This is a genomic window from Actinoplanes subtropicus, from assembly GCF_000721705.1.
In the GTDB taxonomy this organism is placed as follows: domain Bacteria; phylum Actinomycetota; class Actinomycetes; order Mycobacteriales; family Micromonosporaceae; genus Actinoplanes; species Actinoplanes subtropicus.
This window is the reverse complement of the sequence record NZ_JOJL01000040.1, coordinates 19279-35916: the sequence shown is the minus strand read 5'-3', so window position 1 is coordinate 35916 and position 16638 is coordinate 19279. Positions and strand designations below refer to the sequence as shown.

General features: G+C 72.7%; 13 protein-coding genes. 10 read left to right on the top strand and 3 right to left on the bottom strand.

Annotated features, from left to right (window positions below; genetic code table 11):
* The first annotated feature begins 78 nt into the window (after nt 1-78).
* From IH26_RS0142805 to IH26_RS0142785, 5 genes are all read left to right on the top strand, one after another.
* Nucleotides 79-603, top strand: a complete 525-nt coding sequence (locus tag IH26_RS0142805; RefSeq protein ID WP_030442033.1) for a PadR family transcriptional regulator — start codon at nt 79-81, stop codon at nt 601-603.
* Complete coding sequence (locus tag IH26_RS0142800) at nt 600-1277, top strand: ABC transporter ATP-binding protein (protein ID WP_030442032.1); 678 nt, start codon at nt 600-602, stop codon at nt 1275-1277. Before IH26_RS0142805 ends, IH26_RS0142800 begins: the two co-directional genes overlap by 4 nt.
* On the top strand, nt 1274-3466 hold the full coding sequence (locus IH26_RS0142795) for an FtsX-like permease family protein (protein ID WP_030442031.1): 2193 nt from the start codon (nt 1274-1276) through the stop codon (nt 3464-3466). Before IH26_RS0142800 ends, IH26_RS0142795 begins: the two co-directional genes overlap by 4 nt.
* 41 nt (nt 3467-3507) lie before the next feature.
* A complete protein-coding gene (locus IH26_RS0142790; RefSeq protein WP_425394449.1) occupies nt 3508-4350 on the top strand; it encodes a tetratricopeptide repeat protein in 843 nt (280 codons plus the stop codon).
* A gap of 99 nt (nt 4351-4449) precedes the next feature.
* Nucleotides 4450-5178, top strand: coding sequence for a hypothetical protein (locus IH26_RS0142785; RefSeq protein ID WP_030442029.1), 729 nt, complete (start codon nt 4450-4452; stop codon nt 5176-5178).
* 58 nt (nt 5179-5236) lie between these two features.
* On the opposite strand, the gene IH26_RS0142780 is transcribed toward IH26_RS0142785, so the two are convergent.
* Nucleotides 5237-5632: a MarR family winged helix-turn-helix transcriptional regulator gene (locus IH26_RS0142780; protein WP_030442028.1), complete on the bottom strand. Its 396-nt coding sequence runs from the start codon at nt 5630-5632 to the stop codon at nt 5237-5239.
* Between the two features lie 82 nt (nt 5633-5714).
* On the opposite strand from IH26_RS0142780, the gene IH26_RS0142775 reads away from it, so the two are divergent.
* Nucleotides 5715-7475 (top strand): ABC transporter ATP-binding protein, encoded by a 1761-nt coding sequence (locus IH26_RS0142775; protein WP_030442027.1) that lies wholly within the window; start codon nt 5715-5717, stop codon nt 7473-7475.
* A gap of 73 nt (nt 7476-7548) precedes the next feature.
* On the top strand, nt 7549-8193 hold the full coding sequence (locus IH26_RS0142770) for a hypothetical protein (RefSeq protein WP_030442026.1): 645 nt from the start codon (nt 7549-7551) through the stop codon (nt 8191-8193).
* Nucleotides 8194-8937: 744 nt separating this feature from the next.
* On the opposite strand, the gene IH26_RS0142765 is transcribed toward IH26_RS0142770, so the two are convergent.
* The gene (locus IH26_RS0142765) at nt 8938-9573 is read right to left on the bottom strand and encodes a nitroreductase family protein (RefSeq protein ID WP_030442025.1); all 636 of its coding nucleotides are present in this window, start codon (nt 9571-9573) and stop codon (nt 8938-8940) included.
* Between the two features lie 98 nt (nt 9574-9671).
* On the opposite strand from IH26_RS0142765, the gene IH26_RS60505 reads away from it, so the two are divergent.
* Genes IH26_RS60505 through fxsT form a run of 3 tightly spaced genes read left to right on the top strand, consistent with a single transcriptional unit; the run spans nt 9672 to nt 15823 of the window.
* The gene (locus IH26_RS60505; protein ID WP_157437659.1) at nt 9672-9827 is read left to right on the top strand and encodes a hypothetical protein; all 156 of its coding nucleotides are present in this window, start codon (nt 9672-9674) and stop codon (nt 9825-9827) included.
* Nucleotides 9828-9844: 17 nt separating this feature from the next.
* A complete protein-coding gene (locus IH26_RS0142755) occupies nt 9845-11899 on the top strand; it encodes an FxsB family cyclophane-forming radical SAM/SPASM peptide maturase (protein WP_030442024.1) in 2055 nt (684 codons plus the stop codon).
* 54 nt (nt 11900-11953) lie between these two features.
* On the top strand, nt 11954-15823 hold the full coding sequence (gene fxsT / locus IH26_RS0142750) for an FxSxx-COOH system tetratricopeptide repeat protein (RefSeq protein WP_030442023.1): 3870 nt from the start codon (nt 11954-11956) through the stop codon (nt 15821-15823).
* Here the strand turns inward: fxsT and IH26_RS0142745 are convergent.
* Nucleotides 15820-16506 (bottom strand): DUF6193 family natural product biosynthesis protein, encoded by a 687-nt coding sequence (locus IH26_RS0142745; RefSeq protein ID WP_030442022.1) that lies wholly within the window; start codon nt 16504-16506, stop codon nt 15820-15822. The two genes, fxsT and IH26_RS0142745, sit on opposite strands and share 4 nt — an antisense overlap.
* Between the last annotated feature and the right edge of the window lie 132 nt (nt 16507-16638).

Here is a 16638-nt window from a genome sequence, read left to right as displayed (position 1 = left end):
TTGAGGAGTCGGCGTGTGGTCCGGGTCACTGAGCCGGATGTATATACGCGGTGTATACCCCGGGCGTATGGTGGCGGCATGAGCGTTCCCCTGACCCTGCTCGGCCTGCTCGAGCGGCAGCCCAGCCACGGCTACGACCTCAAGCGCGACTACGACCTCTGGTTCGGCCACGGCCGGGCGCTGCCGTTCGGGCAGGTCTACTCGACGCTCGCCCGCCTCGCCCGGGACGGCAAGGTGGTGATGGACGAGGTCACGCCGGGGGAGGGGCCGGAGCGCAAGCGGTACGTGATCACCGAGGTCGGCGCGACCGAGGTGGACACCTGGCTGACCGAGCCGGTGGCGCCGGAGCCGCACCAGCAGACGGTCCTGTTCGCGAAGGTGGTGCTGGCGCTGATGCTGGACCGGCCGGCCGAGGAGTACCTGGACACCCAGCGCCGCGCCCACCTGGCCCGGATGCGGGAGCTGACCGAGGTCAAGCGCGGCGGCGGGCTGGTCGACGGGCTGCTCGCCGACCACGGGCTGTTCCACCTCGAGGCCGACCTGCGCTGGATCGACACCACCTCGGCGCGCCTCGACCAGCTGCGGGCGCAGGTGAAGCCGTGACCGCCGCGCTGGAGGCCCACGGGGTGGCCCTGTCGTTCGGCGAGACGCCGGCGCTGCGCGGCGCCGATCTGACGGTGGCGGCCGGCGAGATCGTGGCGGTGATGGGGCCGAGCGGCTCCGGCAAGTCGACGCTGCTGCACTGCCTGGCCGGCATCCTGGTGCCGGACGCCGGCGAGATCCGGGTGCTGGGGGAGCGGATCGACCGGCTGAGCGAGGCCCGGCGCAGCGAGCTGCGCCGCGACCGGTTCGGTTTCGTCTTCCAGTTCGGCCAGCTGGTGCCGGAACTCACGGCCGAGGAGAACGTCGCGCTTCCCCTCCTGCTTTCGGGCGTACGTCGCGAGCCGGCGCTCCGCCGGGCGAGGGAGTGGTTCGGCCGGCTCGGCCTGGACGGGCTGGAGAGGCGCCGCTCGGGCGAGCTCTCCGGCGGCCAGGCCCAGCGGGTCGCGCTCGCCCGGGGCCTGGTCGGCGACCCGGCGGTGCTGTTCGCCGACGAGCCGACCGGCGCGCTCGACTCGCTCACCGGCGAGCAGGTGATGGAGCTGCTGGTCGACTCCGCCCGCACGCAGGGCGCCACGGTCGTGCTGGTCACCCACGACGCCCGGGTCGCCGCGTACACGGACCGGGAGATCATGGTCCGCGACGGGCGGGTCACCACGCCCGCGGTGGCGACGTGATCCGGCTCGGGGTGCGGCTCGCGCTGACCGGCGGGCGGGTGGCGATCGCCCGGCTCGCGCTGGTCGGCGGCGCGGTGGCGGTCGGGGTCGCCCTGCTGCTGGCCACGCTGGCCGGGATCGACGCGGTGCAGGCCCAGAACCTCCGGTACGCCTGGCTGAACAGCGCCGTCACGTCGGCGGCCACCGGGCCGGAAGCCCGCGACGCGGCCGGCTGGGCGCTGCGCGAGGACTACTTCGACGGCAAGCGGATGGCCCGGGTCGACGTCGCGGTCACCGGCCCCGACTCGCCGGTGCCGCCCGGCATGACCCGGCTGCCCGCGCCGGGGGAGTACTACGTCTCGCCGGCCCTGTCGAGGCTCCTCGCCGCCACGCCCGCCGACGAACTGGGCGACCGGTTGCCCGGGCGGCAGGCGGGGCTGATCGGCGACGCCGGGCTGGCCTCGCCGGACTCGCTGGTCGCCGTGGTCGGGCGGACCCCGCCGGAGGTCGCCGGCCTGATCGGCGCCACGAAGGTCACCCGGATGGTCAGCGTCTCGCCGCAGAACTGCGAGGGCTGTTACGTGGGGGTCGGCGGCGACGGGATGACCCTGATCCTGTCCGTGGTCGCGGCCGCCCTGCTGTTCCCGCTGCTGATGTTCATCGGCACCGCCACCCGGCTGGCCGCCGCCCGGCGCGAGCAGCGGTTCGCCGCCATGCGCCTGGTCGGCGCGACGCCGCGGCAGATCTCGATGATCGCCACGGTGGAGTCGACGGTCGCGGCGGTGGCCGGCACGCTGCTCGGCTTCGCGGTGTTTCCGCTGCTGCGGCTCGGGCTGGACCGGGTCACCTTCACCGGGGAGCGGTTCTTCCTCGGCGACATCGCGCTGACCTGGGCGAACGTGCTGCTGGTCGGCCTCGGGGTGCCGCTGGGCGCGGCGGTGGCCGCCCGGGCCGCGCTGCGCCGGGTGCGGATCACCCCGCTCGGGGTCGCCCGGCGGGTCACCCCGCGGCCGCCGCGCGCCTGGCGGCTGGTCCCGGTGGTGGCCGGGCTGGGCGAGCTGGCCTGGTTCATCGGCCGTAAGCCGCACACCACGAACGGGCAGACCGAGGCGTACCTGGGCGGGATCTTCCTCACCATGATCGGGCTGGTGGTGGCCGGGCCGTACCTGACGATGGCCGGCTCCCGGGTGCTGGCCCGGCTCGCCCGGCGGCCCGCCACGCTGATCGCCGGGCGGCGGCTGGCCGACGACCCGCGGGGCGGGTTCCGGGCGGTCAGCGGGCTGATGCTCGCGCTGTTCGTGACCACCGTGGCGACCGGCGTGATCACGTCGATCGTGGCGTACCGGGGGGAGACGCCGGCCGGCACGGCGTCGCACAACGACATCTCGGTGGCCTGGTATCCGGACCACGGCGGGAAGCTGCTGAGGAATGCGCAGGTCCCGGCCGGTCTGACCGGCATACCCGGGGTGCGGCAGGTGCTGACCGTCCGCTACGTGGAGCCGACCGGGCCGTACTGGTCCGGCGTGATCGCCTGCGCCGACCTGGCCGGCCACCCCGACCTGGGCCACTGCCCGCCGGGGGCACAGGTCGCGTCGGTCAGCGCGGACCTGTCGCTGTGGGACGGCGGGCCGGAGCTCCTGGCCTCGCCGGTGCCGCTCGGTCAGTTGCCCAGCCTGCCGGTGCACTCGTTCGTGGTGCTCACCGACGGGTCGGCCGCAGCGCTCGAGCGATCCCGGACGCTGCTGGAGAACGCCTTCCCGCAGGGCGTGTTCCCGGCCACCGAGAACGAGTGGCGCAGCGACTTCGCCCGCACGCTGGTGCAGTACCAGCGGCTGGCCGACGTGGTGATCGTGGCCAGCCTGGTGATCGCCGGGTGCAGCCTCGCGGTCAGCCTGGCCGGCGGGATCAACGAGCGGAAACGGCCGTTCGCCCTGCTGCGGCTCACCGGGGCGCGGCTCGCCGAGCTGCGCCGGGTGATCACGATCGAGAGCGCGGTGCCGCTGTTGGCCGTCTCCGCGGTGGCGATCGCCGCCGGGTTCACCGCGGCCGCCTTCTTCCTGCGGTCCGAGCTGCAATATGACCTGAAGGCGCCGGGCGCGTCGTACTACGTGCTGGTCGCTCTCGGCGTGACGGTGTCGCTCGCGCTGATCGCCTCCACCATGCCGCTGCTGCGCCGGGTCACCGGGCCCGCGGAGGTCCGCAACGATTAAGCACCCGGCGGCTTGGACAAGTCGCCGGGTCCGCGGCCGATATGGCGGGGGTGCATACCGATCTGCTCCTCGGCCGGGCCGGCGACCTGCTGCACCGCGGGCGGGCCGGGCGGGCCGCCACGCTGCTCGCGCCGGTCGTCGGCGAGGAGCCCGGCAACGTCGACGCCTGGCTGCTGCTGGCCCGCGCCCAGCTGGCGCTGCGCCGGCCGGCCGCCGCGCTGGACTCGGCCCGGGCCGCGCTGCGGCTCGACCCGCACGGCCTGGAGACGCTGTACTGGGTGAGCGCCGCCTACACCGCGACCGGCCGGCACGACCTGGCCATCGCGGCGGCGGGCCGGGCCTGCGCCGAGGACCCGGGCAACCCGCGGCTGATCGAGCGGCACGGCCGGGCCCTGCTCGCGGCCGGCCGGCTCGCCGAGGCCGAGCGGGTGCTCGCCGCCGGGGCCGAGGTCGCGCACTACGACGCGGGGCTGCGGGTCGCGTACGGGATGGCCTTGTTCGCCGTCGGCCGTCCGATCAGCGCGCGGGAAGCGTACGGCCACGCCCTGGATCTCGAGCCCGGTCACCCGCGGGCCGCGGCGGAGCTGCGCCGGCTGTCGCACGGCGAGCGGCGGATCGTCGACGCCGCGACCCTGGTCGCCGTGGCCGACGAGTTCGCCGAGTCGCTGCGCGTCCCGGCCGGCGGCCACCGCCCCGCCCCGGACGGCCGCGGTGCCCTCGCCCACCTGGCCACCGTCGCCTTCGCGGTCTGCCTGACCGCGCTGCTGGTCCTCGCGGTCCTCGACCGGTTGACCCCGGTCGACGTCCCGGGCACGCTGATCGTCGCGGTGCTCTGCCTGGCCGGCTCGGCGGCCTGCGCGACCGCGCTCACCCGCTTTTCTTGAGCGGTTCCAGGATCGTTCCAGCATCGTTCCAGCCCCCTTGGTCATGCTTGCCCGCGACGGTGCGGCACACCGCCGTGCCGCGAGGGGGGAAACACGCGCATGCGCAGAATCACCATGCTCCGATCGGCGGCGATCGGCTCGGCCGTTGCCGCCGTGCTGGCCATGACCGCGGGGCCGGCCCGCGCCGACGCGGTGCCGCAGCTCACCGCGTTCTCGCTGTCCGCGTCGGCGGTCGACGTCACCTACGGGCCCGCGCAGATCACGGTGCTCATGACGGTCAGCGACCCGGACGCCACCGGCGTCGGCAGCGGCGACGTCATCGCGCACGGCCCGGTTCACGGCTACTACCCGAGCGGGCATCTCGTGCAGGTCGGCGGCACCGCCACCAACACGCAGTACCGCGCCGACATCACGCTGCCCGCGGGCAAGGCGCTCGACTACCACATGGACCTCAGTTTCCTGCCGGCCAACGAGTTCGCCCTGGTCGACCTGCAGGACCAGTTGGTCGCGATGGGCGTGAACTACCACACGATCGCCTCGGTGACCGCGCCGCCGGCCGCCCCGGCCCCGTCGGCCTTCACCTTCCACCGCGACGTGGCCGGTGGCCTGGGGATCCTGGTCGTCGACTGGGGTGAGCCCGCGGCCGGCAATCCGGAAGCCACCGGTGCGACGGTCACCAGCAGCGGCTGCGGCACGACGGACACCATCACGTACCGGAGCGTCTGGTTCCGGAACCCGCCCACCCGCACCACGACCTGCACGGTGACCGTGAACGTCACCAACAGCGCCGGCGCCTCGCCGCCCACGACCGTGTCGGCCCGGCTCTGAGGAAGCCCACCAGTAGGGATGGACGGCGGCGTGCCGGGTGGCGGCCCGGCGCGCCGCTCTACTGCAGTTTGCGGAGCAGGCGCCCTAATTCTTCCCGTTCCGGATCGCTGAGCCCGGCGAAGAACTCTTCGCTCTCGCGGTGGCGCGCGGCCTTGATCGAATCAGCCGTTTCGCGTCCTTTGTCCGTCAACACCAGCAGGGTCGCCCGGCGGTCGTCGGGGTCGGGATGCCGTACGACCAGGCCTCTTACTGCAAGATCATCAGCCACCTCGGTCGCCGACCGGGCCGCTATCCGCAGGTGATCGGCGAGGGCGCTCAGCCGCATGTCGCCGTGCCTGGACAACACGTTCAGCGCGCGGGCGAGCGAGGGGGACAGCTCCCACGGCTCGAGCGCGACCCGGGTCTGGTGCCGCAGGCGGTGCGCCACCGACCAGAAGGCATCCGAGATGTCCACGCGGAATACGGTAGCAGGGGGTGCTGTTGTTCCCTCATGATGAGGTAACCTCAGTAAAAGTCCCCGACGAGAGAAGGCGCCCTTGCCAAGGCCCGATCCCAAGCTCACCGCCGCCGAGCGGAAACAGGCGCGCGAGGTCTCGCTGCGCCGCATCGGCGGCCTGTTCACCACCCACCGCTGGTCCCTGTCCGTCGTCGTCCTGATCATCGTGGCCTCGTCGATCATCGGCATGGCCTCCCCGTTCCTGCTGCGCGAGGTGATCGACCGAGCCCTCCCGCAGGCCGATCTGGCGTTGCTGGTCTGGCTGGTGCTCGGCATGGTCGCCGTCGCCGCCGTGACCGCCGCGCTCGGCGTCGTCCAGACCTGGATCTCCACGTCCGTCGGCCAGCGGGTGATGCACCGGCTGCGCGCCGACGTCTTCACCCACCTGCAGCGCCAGTCGATCGGGTTCTTCACCCGCACCCGCACCGGCGAGGTGCAGTCGCGCATCACCAACGACATCGGCGGCATGGAGTCGGTGGTCACCTCCACCGCCACCTCGATCGCGGCGAATCTCACCACCGCGATCGCCACGCTGGTCGCCATGGCCGCCCTGTCCTGGCAGCTCTCGCTGGTCTCGCTGGCCGTGCTGCCGCCCGCGGTCTGGCTGTCGAAACGGGTCGCCCGGATGCGCCGCGAGATCACCGCGCAGCGCCAGCGCGAGCTCGCCGACCTCAACGTCACGATCGAGGAGGGCCTGTCGATCAGCGGCGTCCAGCTGGCCAAGACCATGGGCACCGCGCCGGCCCTGATCGAGCGGTTCACCGCCTCCTCCCGCCGCCTGATCGACCTCGAGCTGCGCTCCGAGCTGGCCGGCCGCTGGCGGATGGCGTCGATGAGCATCGTCTTCGCGGCCATCCCGGCGGTCATCTACCTGGCGGCCGGCCTGCCGTTCAGCCACCTCTCGATCGGCACGCTGGTCGCGTTCACCGCGCTGCAGGCCGGGCTGTTCCGGCCGCTGCTGGGCCTGATGAGCGTCGGCGTCCAGCTGACCAGCTCGCTCGCCCTGTTCGCCCGCATCTTCGAGTATCTCGACCTGCCGGTGGAGATCGACGAGCCGGAGAGGCCCGTGGTGCTGGCCGAGCCGAGGGGTCACCTGCGCTTCGAGGACGTGACCTTCGCGTACCCGGGCAGTGAGACCGCGGCCGTGGCGGGCGTGACGCTCGACGTGCCGGCCGGCTCTTCCCTGGCCCTGGTCGGCGAGACCGGCTCCGGCAAGAGCACGATCGCCGCGCTGATCGCCCGGCTCTACGACCCGACCGCCGGCCGGGTCACCATCGACGGCGTCGACCTGCGCGACCTGGCCCTGGCCGACGTCGCGTCGATCGTCGGCGTGGTCAGCCAGGAGACGTACCTGCTGCACACCACGGTCCGGGAAAACCTGCGCTACGCCCGGCCCGACGCCACCGACGAGCAGATCGAGGCCGCCGCCCGCGCGGCCAGGATCCACGACGTGATCGCCGCCCTGCCCGACGGCTACGACACCATGGTCGGCTCCCGCGGCCACCGCTTCTCCGGCGGCGAGAAACAGCGCATCGCGATCGCCCGCACCCTGCTGCGCGACCCGCGCATCCTGGTGCTCGACGAGGCGACCAGCGCGCTGGACAACGAGACCGAGCGGGCCGTGCAGCGCGCGTTCGACGAGCTGTCCCGCGGCCGTACCACGGTCACCATCGCGCACCGCCTGTCCACGATCCGCGACGCCGACCAGATCGTGGTGGTCGACCACGGGCGCGTCACCGAGTCCGGCACCCACGAGGTGCTGGTCGGCGCCGGCGGTCGCTACGCGGCCCTGGCCGCCTGATCCCTCATCCGGCCGCGCCGTTTGCCGATACCGCTGGGCGAGCCCGCCTTCCCCCAGTGCGAAAGGATTCGCCATGGCGCAGACCACCCGGGACCTGCCGGTCCGGTCGGACCGCTGGCGCCCCACCGACCCGGTCCTCGAAGCCGTCATCAAGCGCTGTGCGGCCGACGCCGAGGCCGGTGCGTCCCGCGACGGCGTCCGCGAGTACATGGCCGGCGCGATGGTCCTCGTGGTCCTGGCGGTCGTGCTGCTGATGACGGGCCGGTCGGCCACGTTCGCCATCCTGATCCCGGCGGCCCTGTTCGTCGCCGCCGCCCTCTACATGATCTCCAAGGCCCAGCCGGTCCCGGTCGAGCGCGCCCGCGCCCTGGCCCCGATCGGCGGCCCCGGTCGCCTGCCCGCCGGCTACCTGGTGCACCCCGGTGCCTGGTCGGCCGGCATGGCCGAGCACGTCGCCTACGTCCCCGAGTCCCAGCTGCGCGCGGCCGCCGACATGTGCGCCGCCTTCCCCGGCTCGGTCGACGACCTGCTCCACTTCACCGGCACGATCGCCGCCCAGCTCCCGCACCCCAAGCACCACCTCACCCCCGCCGACGTCGAACACCGCACCCGCGACATGGTCCGCGTCGGCCTCCCGGTGCTCAAGGACTTCAACGAGAAGTACCCGCCCGCCCCCGCCGAGTTCTCGGACAAAAAGGGCAAAAAGAAGAAGAAATAGGCGGACGTACGAGGATGAGCCGGGCCCCCGCCGCTCCCCGCGATCGCCGTCGCTGGTCGCGCCCGTGCCGCGACCGCCGGGCTGAGCTGCCGGGCCCGCCCCGCCGGGTCTCGCCGGGTCTCGCCGGGTCTCGCCGGGTCTCGCCGGGTCCCGCCGGGTCCCGCCGGGTCCCGCTGAGGGGCCGACCCGCCGGGGTTCGCTGAGGGGCGTCCTGTCGGGCCCGGCTGGGGGCCGCTCTGCCCCGCCCACACCGCGCCGGCCGCGTCGCGCGAGTCTGCCGGCGGCGCGCGGGTCCGTCACGCGGCGGGCGAATTCGTCCACGTCGGGTGAGTCCGCCCGGCATCGCGCGGATCCCTCTCGCGGCGGGCGAATTCGTCCACGTCGGGTGAGTCCGCCCGGCATCGCGCGGATCCCTCTCGCGGCCGGCGAATCCGCCGGCGTCGCGCGAGCCTGTCGCGTCGAGCCGCCGGCACCGGACCACCTGCACCGACACGCCTGCGCCGAGCGGCACCGAGTCGCGCGCGCCCGCGGCCGCCCGGCCTTCGCCTCGCCGGGTGCGCGGGTGGTGCCGCCTGCGTCGGGCGCGCGGGTGGTGCCGCCGGCGTCGGGCGCGCGGGTGATGCCGCCGGCGTCGGGTGGGCGGTGGGGTGCTCGGCCAGGCAGCTCAGCCCGGCGGTCGCGGCAAGGGCGTGAGCAGCGACGGCGATCGCGTTGTGGGGCGGGGGCTGGTGGCCGCCCGTACGGTCAAGTGGTTTGGTATTTGTCGTTGAAGACCACCTCTTCGAGGGGGCGGCGTTTCGGCTCGGTCCAGCGGCCTCGGCTCGGGTAGCCGAGGGGGACCAGGGCCATGGTGAGGGCGTCGTCGGGGAGGCCGAGCAGGGTGCGGGTCTCGGCCTCGTGGCCGGAGTAGAGGGTGGTGAGCGTGGAGCCGATGCCGTAGGCGCGGGCGGCGAGCATCAGTTGCTGGACGGCGCCGTAGATCGAGGCGCCCAGGCGGGGGTTGGTCGAGGCGGCGGCGCCCAGGAGGACCGGGAAGATCCAGACCGGGGCCTCCTCGATGTGGGCGGCGAGGTGGTCGCCGGCGCGGAAGTTGGCGGGGCCCTGGCCGCCGGTGGACTCCGGCTGGGCGAGCATGAAGTCGCGGTGGACGCCGTAGAGCTTTTCCCAGCCCTCCCGGTAGAAGGCGGCGATCTGCGCCTTGACCGCCGGGTCGCGCAGGACGATCCAGGCCCAGCGCTGCGTGTTGCCGCCGTTGGGGCCGCGGATCGCCGCGTCGAGCAGCTTGCGGATGATGTCGTCGCCGATCGGCTCGGGCGACAGGTAGCGGCGGGCGGGCGTGGAGTGCAGCGCCTCCAGGACCGTGATCTCCGGTTCGGCCATGGACTCACCCTAGTGTGCCGGTCGGACACCCGGCGCCGGGTTTGTGGCGACCGTTCCTGTCACTCGTGGTGGCCGTGACATGACCTCGAGTGTTGTCTATGCTCGCACAGGTGGAAAACGTTCAGAAAACGCCACTTGACGAGGCCCGCACGAGCCCGATCGATCAGATCGATCGCAAAGCGTCCGCTCAGGTCGTGCGGCGGATCGTGCGGCGGGACCGGGGCGTGGTGACGCCGTTCTCCTCCGGGATCTGACCGCCGATCGCCGCGGGGTGAGCGCTCCGTGGCGGCCGCTGCGCCACTACGTGCTCAAGGTGGCGAGCCGGTGCGATCTGGCCTGCGATCACTGTTACGTCTATGAGCACGCCGATCAGTCCTGGCGTGGCCGGCCGCCGTTGATGTCGCTCGCGACCGCTTCGGTCGCGGCCCGGCGGATCGCCGAGCATGCCGCGGCGCACGACTTGGCCCAGGTCAGCGTGATTCTGCACGGTGGTGAGCCGCTTCTGCTCGGGCCGGCTCGTCTGCGCGCGTTGCTCACCGAGTTGCGCGGCACGATCGGTGCGGTGTGCCGGCTCGATCTCCGGATGCAGACCAATGGCGTACGACTGGACGCCGCGCACGCCGAGGTGCTGCTCGAGGCCGGGGTGCGCGTCGGGGTGTCGCTCGACGGCGATCGGTCGGCGAACGATCGGCATCGGGTGTTCCGGCGCGGCGCGAGCAGTTATGAGCGGACGCTGCGGGGGATCGGGGTGCTCCGGAGTGATCGATTCCGATCGGTTTACGCCGGGCTGCTGTGCACGGTCGACATCGCCAACGATCCGGTGGCCGTCTATGCGTCGTTGATCGAGCAGGACCCGCCGCGGATCGACCTGCTGTTGCCGCATGGGACCTGGGCGCATCCGCCGGTCGGGTTGGCGGAGCGGGGCCGGGACGGGCGGCCCTACGCGCGATGGCTGTTGGCGGTTCACGAGCGGTGGGTGGCGGACGGGCGGCCGGTGCCGATCCGGCTCTTCGACTCGTTGGGAGCGCTGGCGGTCGGTGGGCCCAGCGGCACCGAAGCGGTCGGGATCGACGCCGGGGACCTCGTGGTGATCGAGACGGACGGTGCCTGGGAGGAGCCCGACTCGATGAAGACCACGTGGGACGGTGCGGGTGCGACCGGGCTGACCATCTTCGAGCACAGCGCGGACGAGGTGACCGCCCAGCCGGCGATGCGGCGCCGGCGGGCGGGGATGGCGGCGCTGTCTTCGACCTGCCGGGCGTGCGAGGTGGTACGGCAGTGCGGAGGCGGGCTGCGGGCGCACCGGTACCGGCCGGACAGCGGTGGCGACGGTTTCGAGAACCCGTCCGTCTACTGCGACGACCTCAAGGAGCTCATCATCACTCTCAACTCGCAACCCGCGCCGCCGTCGATCGGGTCGCTGCCGTCGGACGTGTTCGATCAGATCGCCTACGGCTTCGGCGACGCGCGGGCGGTCGAGGCGCTCGCCGCCGAGGAGTTGGCGATCAATCGGGCGCTGGTGGGTGAGGTGATCGCGCGCTTCGGCGGGCGCGGGTTGCCGGAGCTGGAGCGTTCCGACCCGGTGGCCTTCAACGCGGCGATCGGGCGGCCCTACGTGCGGGCGTGGGCGGTGAGGTGCCTGGAGGAGTCGTCGCCCGATCTCGATCGGATGGACTCGCTGGGCGAATCTCCGGATCGGTTCGTATCGTTCGGCGGATCCACGATCGTGATCGACGATGCCGATCCCTACCGTGACGTCTTTGGTTTTCCGGTGGCCGAGGCCGACGACTCGCCGTGGGAGGCGGTGCTGGCGGAAGCGTGGGAGGTGATTCTCACCGATGCGCCGTCCGGTGCCGAGGGGCTGCGCCGCGGGATCAAGGTGATCACCCCGCTGGCACCGCCGGGTGACGGGACTCAGCGGAGCGCCACCTCTCGTGACGCCTTCGGAGCGGTGGGGATCGCCTTCACCCCGAAGGCCGAAGACCTGGCCGTTCTGCTGGTGCACGAGTTTCAGCACACCAAACTGGGGGCCGTGCTGGATCTGATCGATCTGGTGGATCCGAACACTCCGGAACACCTGAGCGTGGGGTGGCGGCCGGATCCGCGGCCGGTCGAGGCGGCCTTGCAGGGGGCCTACGCGCATCTGGCCATCGCCGACATGTGGCGGCGGCGCAGCGAGCGTGAGCCCGGGCTCAGGGCGCGGTACACGATGTACCGGGACTGGACGGCGGAGGCGATCGCCGCATTGCGAGCGGGGGACGGGCTCACCCCGGCCGGCCGGCACCTCACCACGCGGATGGCGGCGACGGTTGACGGCTGGCACTGATCGACGCGGCGATAGGGTGGTCCGCCGGGGCACGCTCGGTGAGAGGGCAACGGGATGACTGAGGACCACGCCGGCAAGGTGGTCACGTTCTACTCGTACAAGGGTGGGACCGGCCGCACCATGGCGCTGGCCAACGTGGCCTGGATCCTGGCGGCCAACGGCAAGCGGGTGCTGGCCGCCGACTGGGATCTCGAGTCGCCGGGGCTGCACCGGTTCTTCCGGCCGTTCATCGACCCGGTCGCGTACGACAGCGCCGGCGGCATCATCGAGCTGGTCCGCCGCTACGAACAGGCCACGATGGTCGACACGCCGCGGCCCGAGGACTGGCACCGGGACTTCGCGAGCGCCGACCGGCACGCGTTCACCCTGTCGTGGCGGCACTTCCCGACCGGCGGGCGGCTCGACTTCCTGCCGGCCGGCAACCAGAACCAGGACTACGCGCGCAGCGTCTACGAGCGGGACTGGGACGAGTTCTACACCCGCTACGGCGGCGGCCAGCTGTTCGACGCCCTGCGCGAGGACATGAAGAACAAGTACGACTACGCGCTGCTGGACAGCCGCACCGGGTGGAGCGACGTGGCCGGCATCTGCACGGTCCACATGCCGGACGTCCTGGTGGACTGCTTCACCTTCAGTGAGCAGGGCATCGACGGCGCCGCCACGATCGCGGCCGGGGTGGCACGGCAGAAGGGCCGGCGGCCGATCCGGATCCTTCCGGTCCCGATGCGTGTCGACCTGGCCGAGAAGAAGCGCGCGGACGCCGGCCGGCTCGCCGCCCGCCAGCGGTTCACCGGCCTGCCGAGCGGGATGACGCCGGCCGAGCGCGAGGCGTACTGGTCCACCGTCGAGGTTCCCTACCAACCCTTCTACGCGTACGAGGAAACGCTTGCCACCTTCGGCGACCGCCCCGGATCGCGCACCTCGATGCTGGCCGCCTACGAGACGCTCGCCGGCTACCTGACCGACGGCGAGGTGACGTCGCTGCCGCCGATGGACGAGTCGCTGCGGGAGAGCACCGCGGCCCGGTTCGTCCGCCCGACCGTGCTGCCCGAGACCGCCGTCGCGCTGCGCTTCGCGCCCGACGACCGGCTCTGGGCGGAATGGATCTCGCGGGTGCTGCGATCGGTCGGGGTCACCGTCAACCCGGCGCCGACCGGGCTGGACGCGGACAGCGCGCCGATGCCCGACGGCCGGCCGCTCACCATCGTGTCGCCGGCCAATGTGGACGCCGAGGAGGCCCGGGTGCCGCGCGATCGTGGCGACGCCCGCACCCCGCTGGTCGTCTACGTGGCCGACGTGCGCCCGCTGCGCGGCCAGACCGAGGCCGATTCGGCGTTCCTGGTCGGGCAGACCGAGGAGGTCGCCGCCAGCCGCCTGCTGCAGCTGCTCGGCCACCAGATGAGCACCTTCGATCGGGAGCGGATCGGCCTGCGCTTCCCCGGCCGGGCCACGCTGCTGTTCAACGCGCCGATCCGCAACGTCCAGTTCACCGGCCGCGAGGACGACCTCGACGACCTGCGCACCCGGCTGCAGACCAGCGCCAGCCCGGTGGTGCTCTCCGGCGCCTCCCCGGTCGCGTTGCAGGGCATGGGCGGGATCGGCAAGACCCAGGTCGCGATGGAGTACGCGCACCGGTTCCGCAACGCGTACGACTTCGTCTGGTGGATCAACGCGGACCCGGTCACCTTCATCGACACCCAGCTCGCCGAGCTCGGCCGGGAGCTGGGCCTGACCGGCGGCGGCACGATCGCCGACCAGGCCCGCGCGGCGCTCTCCGCGCTCAACCGGGGCACCGCCCTGCCCCGCTGGCTGATGATCTTCGACAACGCCGAGGACATCGACGCGGTCACCCGGTTCCTGCCGACCGGGCCGGGCGGCCACGTCGTGATCACCTCGCGGGACGCGCAGTGGAGCGACCGCGCCGAGACGATCCAGGTGGACGTCTTCGATCGCCGGGAGAGCATCGCGCACCTGCGCCGCCGCGTCCCGACGATGCGGCCGGACGAGGCGGCCCGGCTCGGCGAGGCGCTCGGCGACCTGCCGATCGCGGTCGCCGCCGCGGGCGCGTGGCTGGCCGACACCGGCACCTCGGTGGGCGAATACCTGACCCATCTCGAGCAGTTCGTGCCGGACAACCTCGAGCCGGTGTGGGATCTGTCGCTGCGCCGGCTCGCCGAGCGCTCGCCCGCGGCGTACCGGCTGCTGCAGTTGTGTTCGGTGCTGGCCCCCGAGGTGGCGCTCGACCTGGTCTACGGCGATCGGATGGCGTCGCTGCTGGAGCCGCTCGACCCGCTGGTGGGCGAGGCGATGTACCGCGGCCGGCTGGTGCAGGACATCAACCGGCTCGCCCTGCTCAAGCTCGACGTGGGCACCGGCACGATCCGGGTGCACCGGATCATCCAGAGCGTGGTGCGGCAGCGGATGACCGCCGATGAGCGCGACCTCGCCCGCCGGGAGGCGCACCTCGTGCTGGCCGCCGCCCGCCCGTCCGGCGAGGTGGACGATCCGGCGAACTGGCCGCGATTCCAGCAGATCTGGCCGCACCTGGAGGTCTCCCGGGCCTGGCAGTCGCACGAGGAGGCGGTGCGCCGGCTGGTCATCGACCGGCTGCGCTTCCTGTGGACCTCGGGCGACCTCGCCGAGGGCCAGCGGGCCGGGGAGGAGTCCGTACGCCGGTGGGCGCTGCTGCGCGAATCGATCACCGACCCGGCCGAGCGGCTCGTGCTCGACCGGCAGACCCTGCAGTTGCGGTACAACCTGGCGAACATCCTCTGCGACCGGGCCGAGTTCGAGCAGGCGCTGCGGACCGACGAGGAGGTGGTCGCCGCGCAGCGTGACCTGCTGGGCGAGCACCACCCGCACACCCTGATCACCGCGGCCGGCCTCGGGCGCGACCTGCGGGCGCTCGGCCGCTACGCGGACGCCCGCAAGCTCGACGAGCAGACCGTCGCGGCGTGGGTCGAGTACTTCGGCGAGGACTACCCCCGCACGCTCAACGCGCAGAACAACCTCGCCACCTCGCTGCGGATGGCCGGCGAGATCCGGGCCGCTCGCGATCGCTCACGGCAGGTCTACGACCGGGCGATGCTGATCGTCGGGCGCACCCACACGCTCACCCTGACCGCCGGCGTCAACTTCGGTCGTGACCTGCGCGAGGCCGGCGAGTACGACGAGTCGATCACCCTGTTGCGCGACATCCTCGCCCGCCACCGGGCGGTGCTGGGCGATTCCGCGCCGCGGACCTACGGCGCCATGACGAATCTGGCCGTCTCCGAGCGCAGCGCGGGCCGATCGGGCGAGGCGGCGGAGCGCCTGGAGATCGCGTACGAGAATCTCAATCAGCTCCTGGGACCGGAGGCGCCGGAGACGCTCTTCTGCCGGATGAGCCGCGCGGTCAACCTGCTCGCGATCGGCGAGCCGCGCAGCGCGGGCGCCGAACTGATCGAGATCGAGCGCCATTACCGGGCCCGGTTCGGCGAGGACCACCCGTACACGGTCACCTGTGTGAGCAATCGGGCGGCGGTCGCCCGCGCGATGGGCGACGCGGCGGAGGCACGGGAGCTGGCGGAGCAATCCGCGACCGCTTTCGATCGAACGCTCGGATCCGGTCACCCCTACACGCTGGCCGCCCGGATGAACCAGGCGATCTTCATGGCCGAGGCCGGGGCGGTCGCGGCCGGCTACGACCTGCTGGAGCCGCTGTCCGAGCGCACGGCGCGGGTGCTGGGCGACGAGCACCCGGACACGGCCCGCTGCGTGGCCAACCTGGTCCTGATGCGGCGCTCGCTGTACGGCGCGGCGCCGGAGGAGCAGCAGGAGGCGCTGCGCCGCCTCACCGCGGCGCTGGGCCCGACCCACCCGGCGGTGGAGGCGCTGCGCGAGCGGCGGTATCTGCACCGGACGCTCGACCCGAACCCCTTCTAAGCCGGCAGTGCCGCCAGCACGAGGCGGAGGACACGGGCGGCGTCGACATCGGGGTGGACCTCGCCGGTGTGCGTCCGTACCAGGTACCGGCCGGTTTCCCCCACGGGATCGATGACCGGCGTGTCGCCGGTGCCCGGCCAACCCGGAGTCGCGCTGAGGTGCAGGACGAAATGGCTGGTCTGCGGCCACAGCACGCGCACGGGCGGCTCGTGGAATGCCAGGCTGACAAAGGAACTCAGCCGTACGGCTATCAGGTCCGCGCAATGGTTCTCGTACATCCAGAGCCACTTCGCTTTGCGTTGGTCGCCGCGCTCACGGGCCTCGGCCAGCGCCACCGATCCCAGGAAAGGCCATTCCGCGGCGACCTCGCCCGGCCGCGCCCCGGACAGCCACAACTGGGCAGCGTGCGCCGCCGCCGTCAGGCTCGGGGCGAAGCCCTGCAGCGATGTGTTCTGCTGTCGGCGCAGGACCAGGTAGAAGCTTCGCCCGCGCATGCCGAGCAACAGGTCCGCGGTCCGGTCGCCGTTCGCGACGGTCGCCGAGCGATGCGGGTTCGCCACGTCCCGCGCGTGCGCCACCAACGGCAGGCCGAGCCGATCGAATTCGTCCTGCCACGCTCGATGTGTTTCGTCGATCCCGGCGATCTCGGGATTCCAGCGCGCCGCGTCACCCCAGAACTCCATCGCACCAGCCTGACACGTCCCATCCAGCCGCTCGATCGCCCGGCGCGGCGGGCCTCACGACCGCATATCGAGTTCGAACAGGATCCTGACAGGAGGACAGCGGGATCCGCACGGCTCGATGCGATCTTGTGG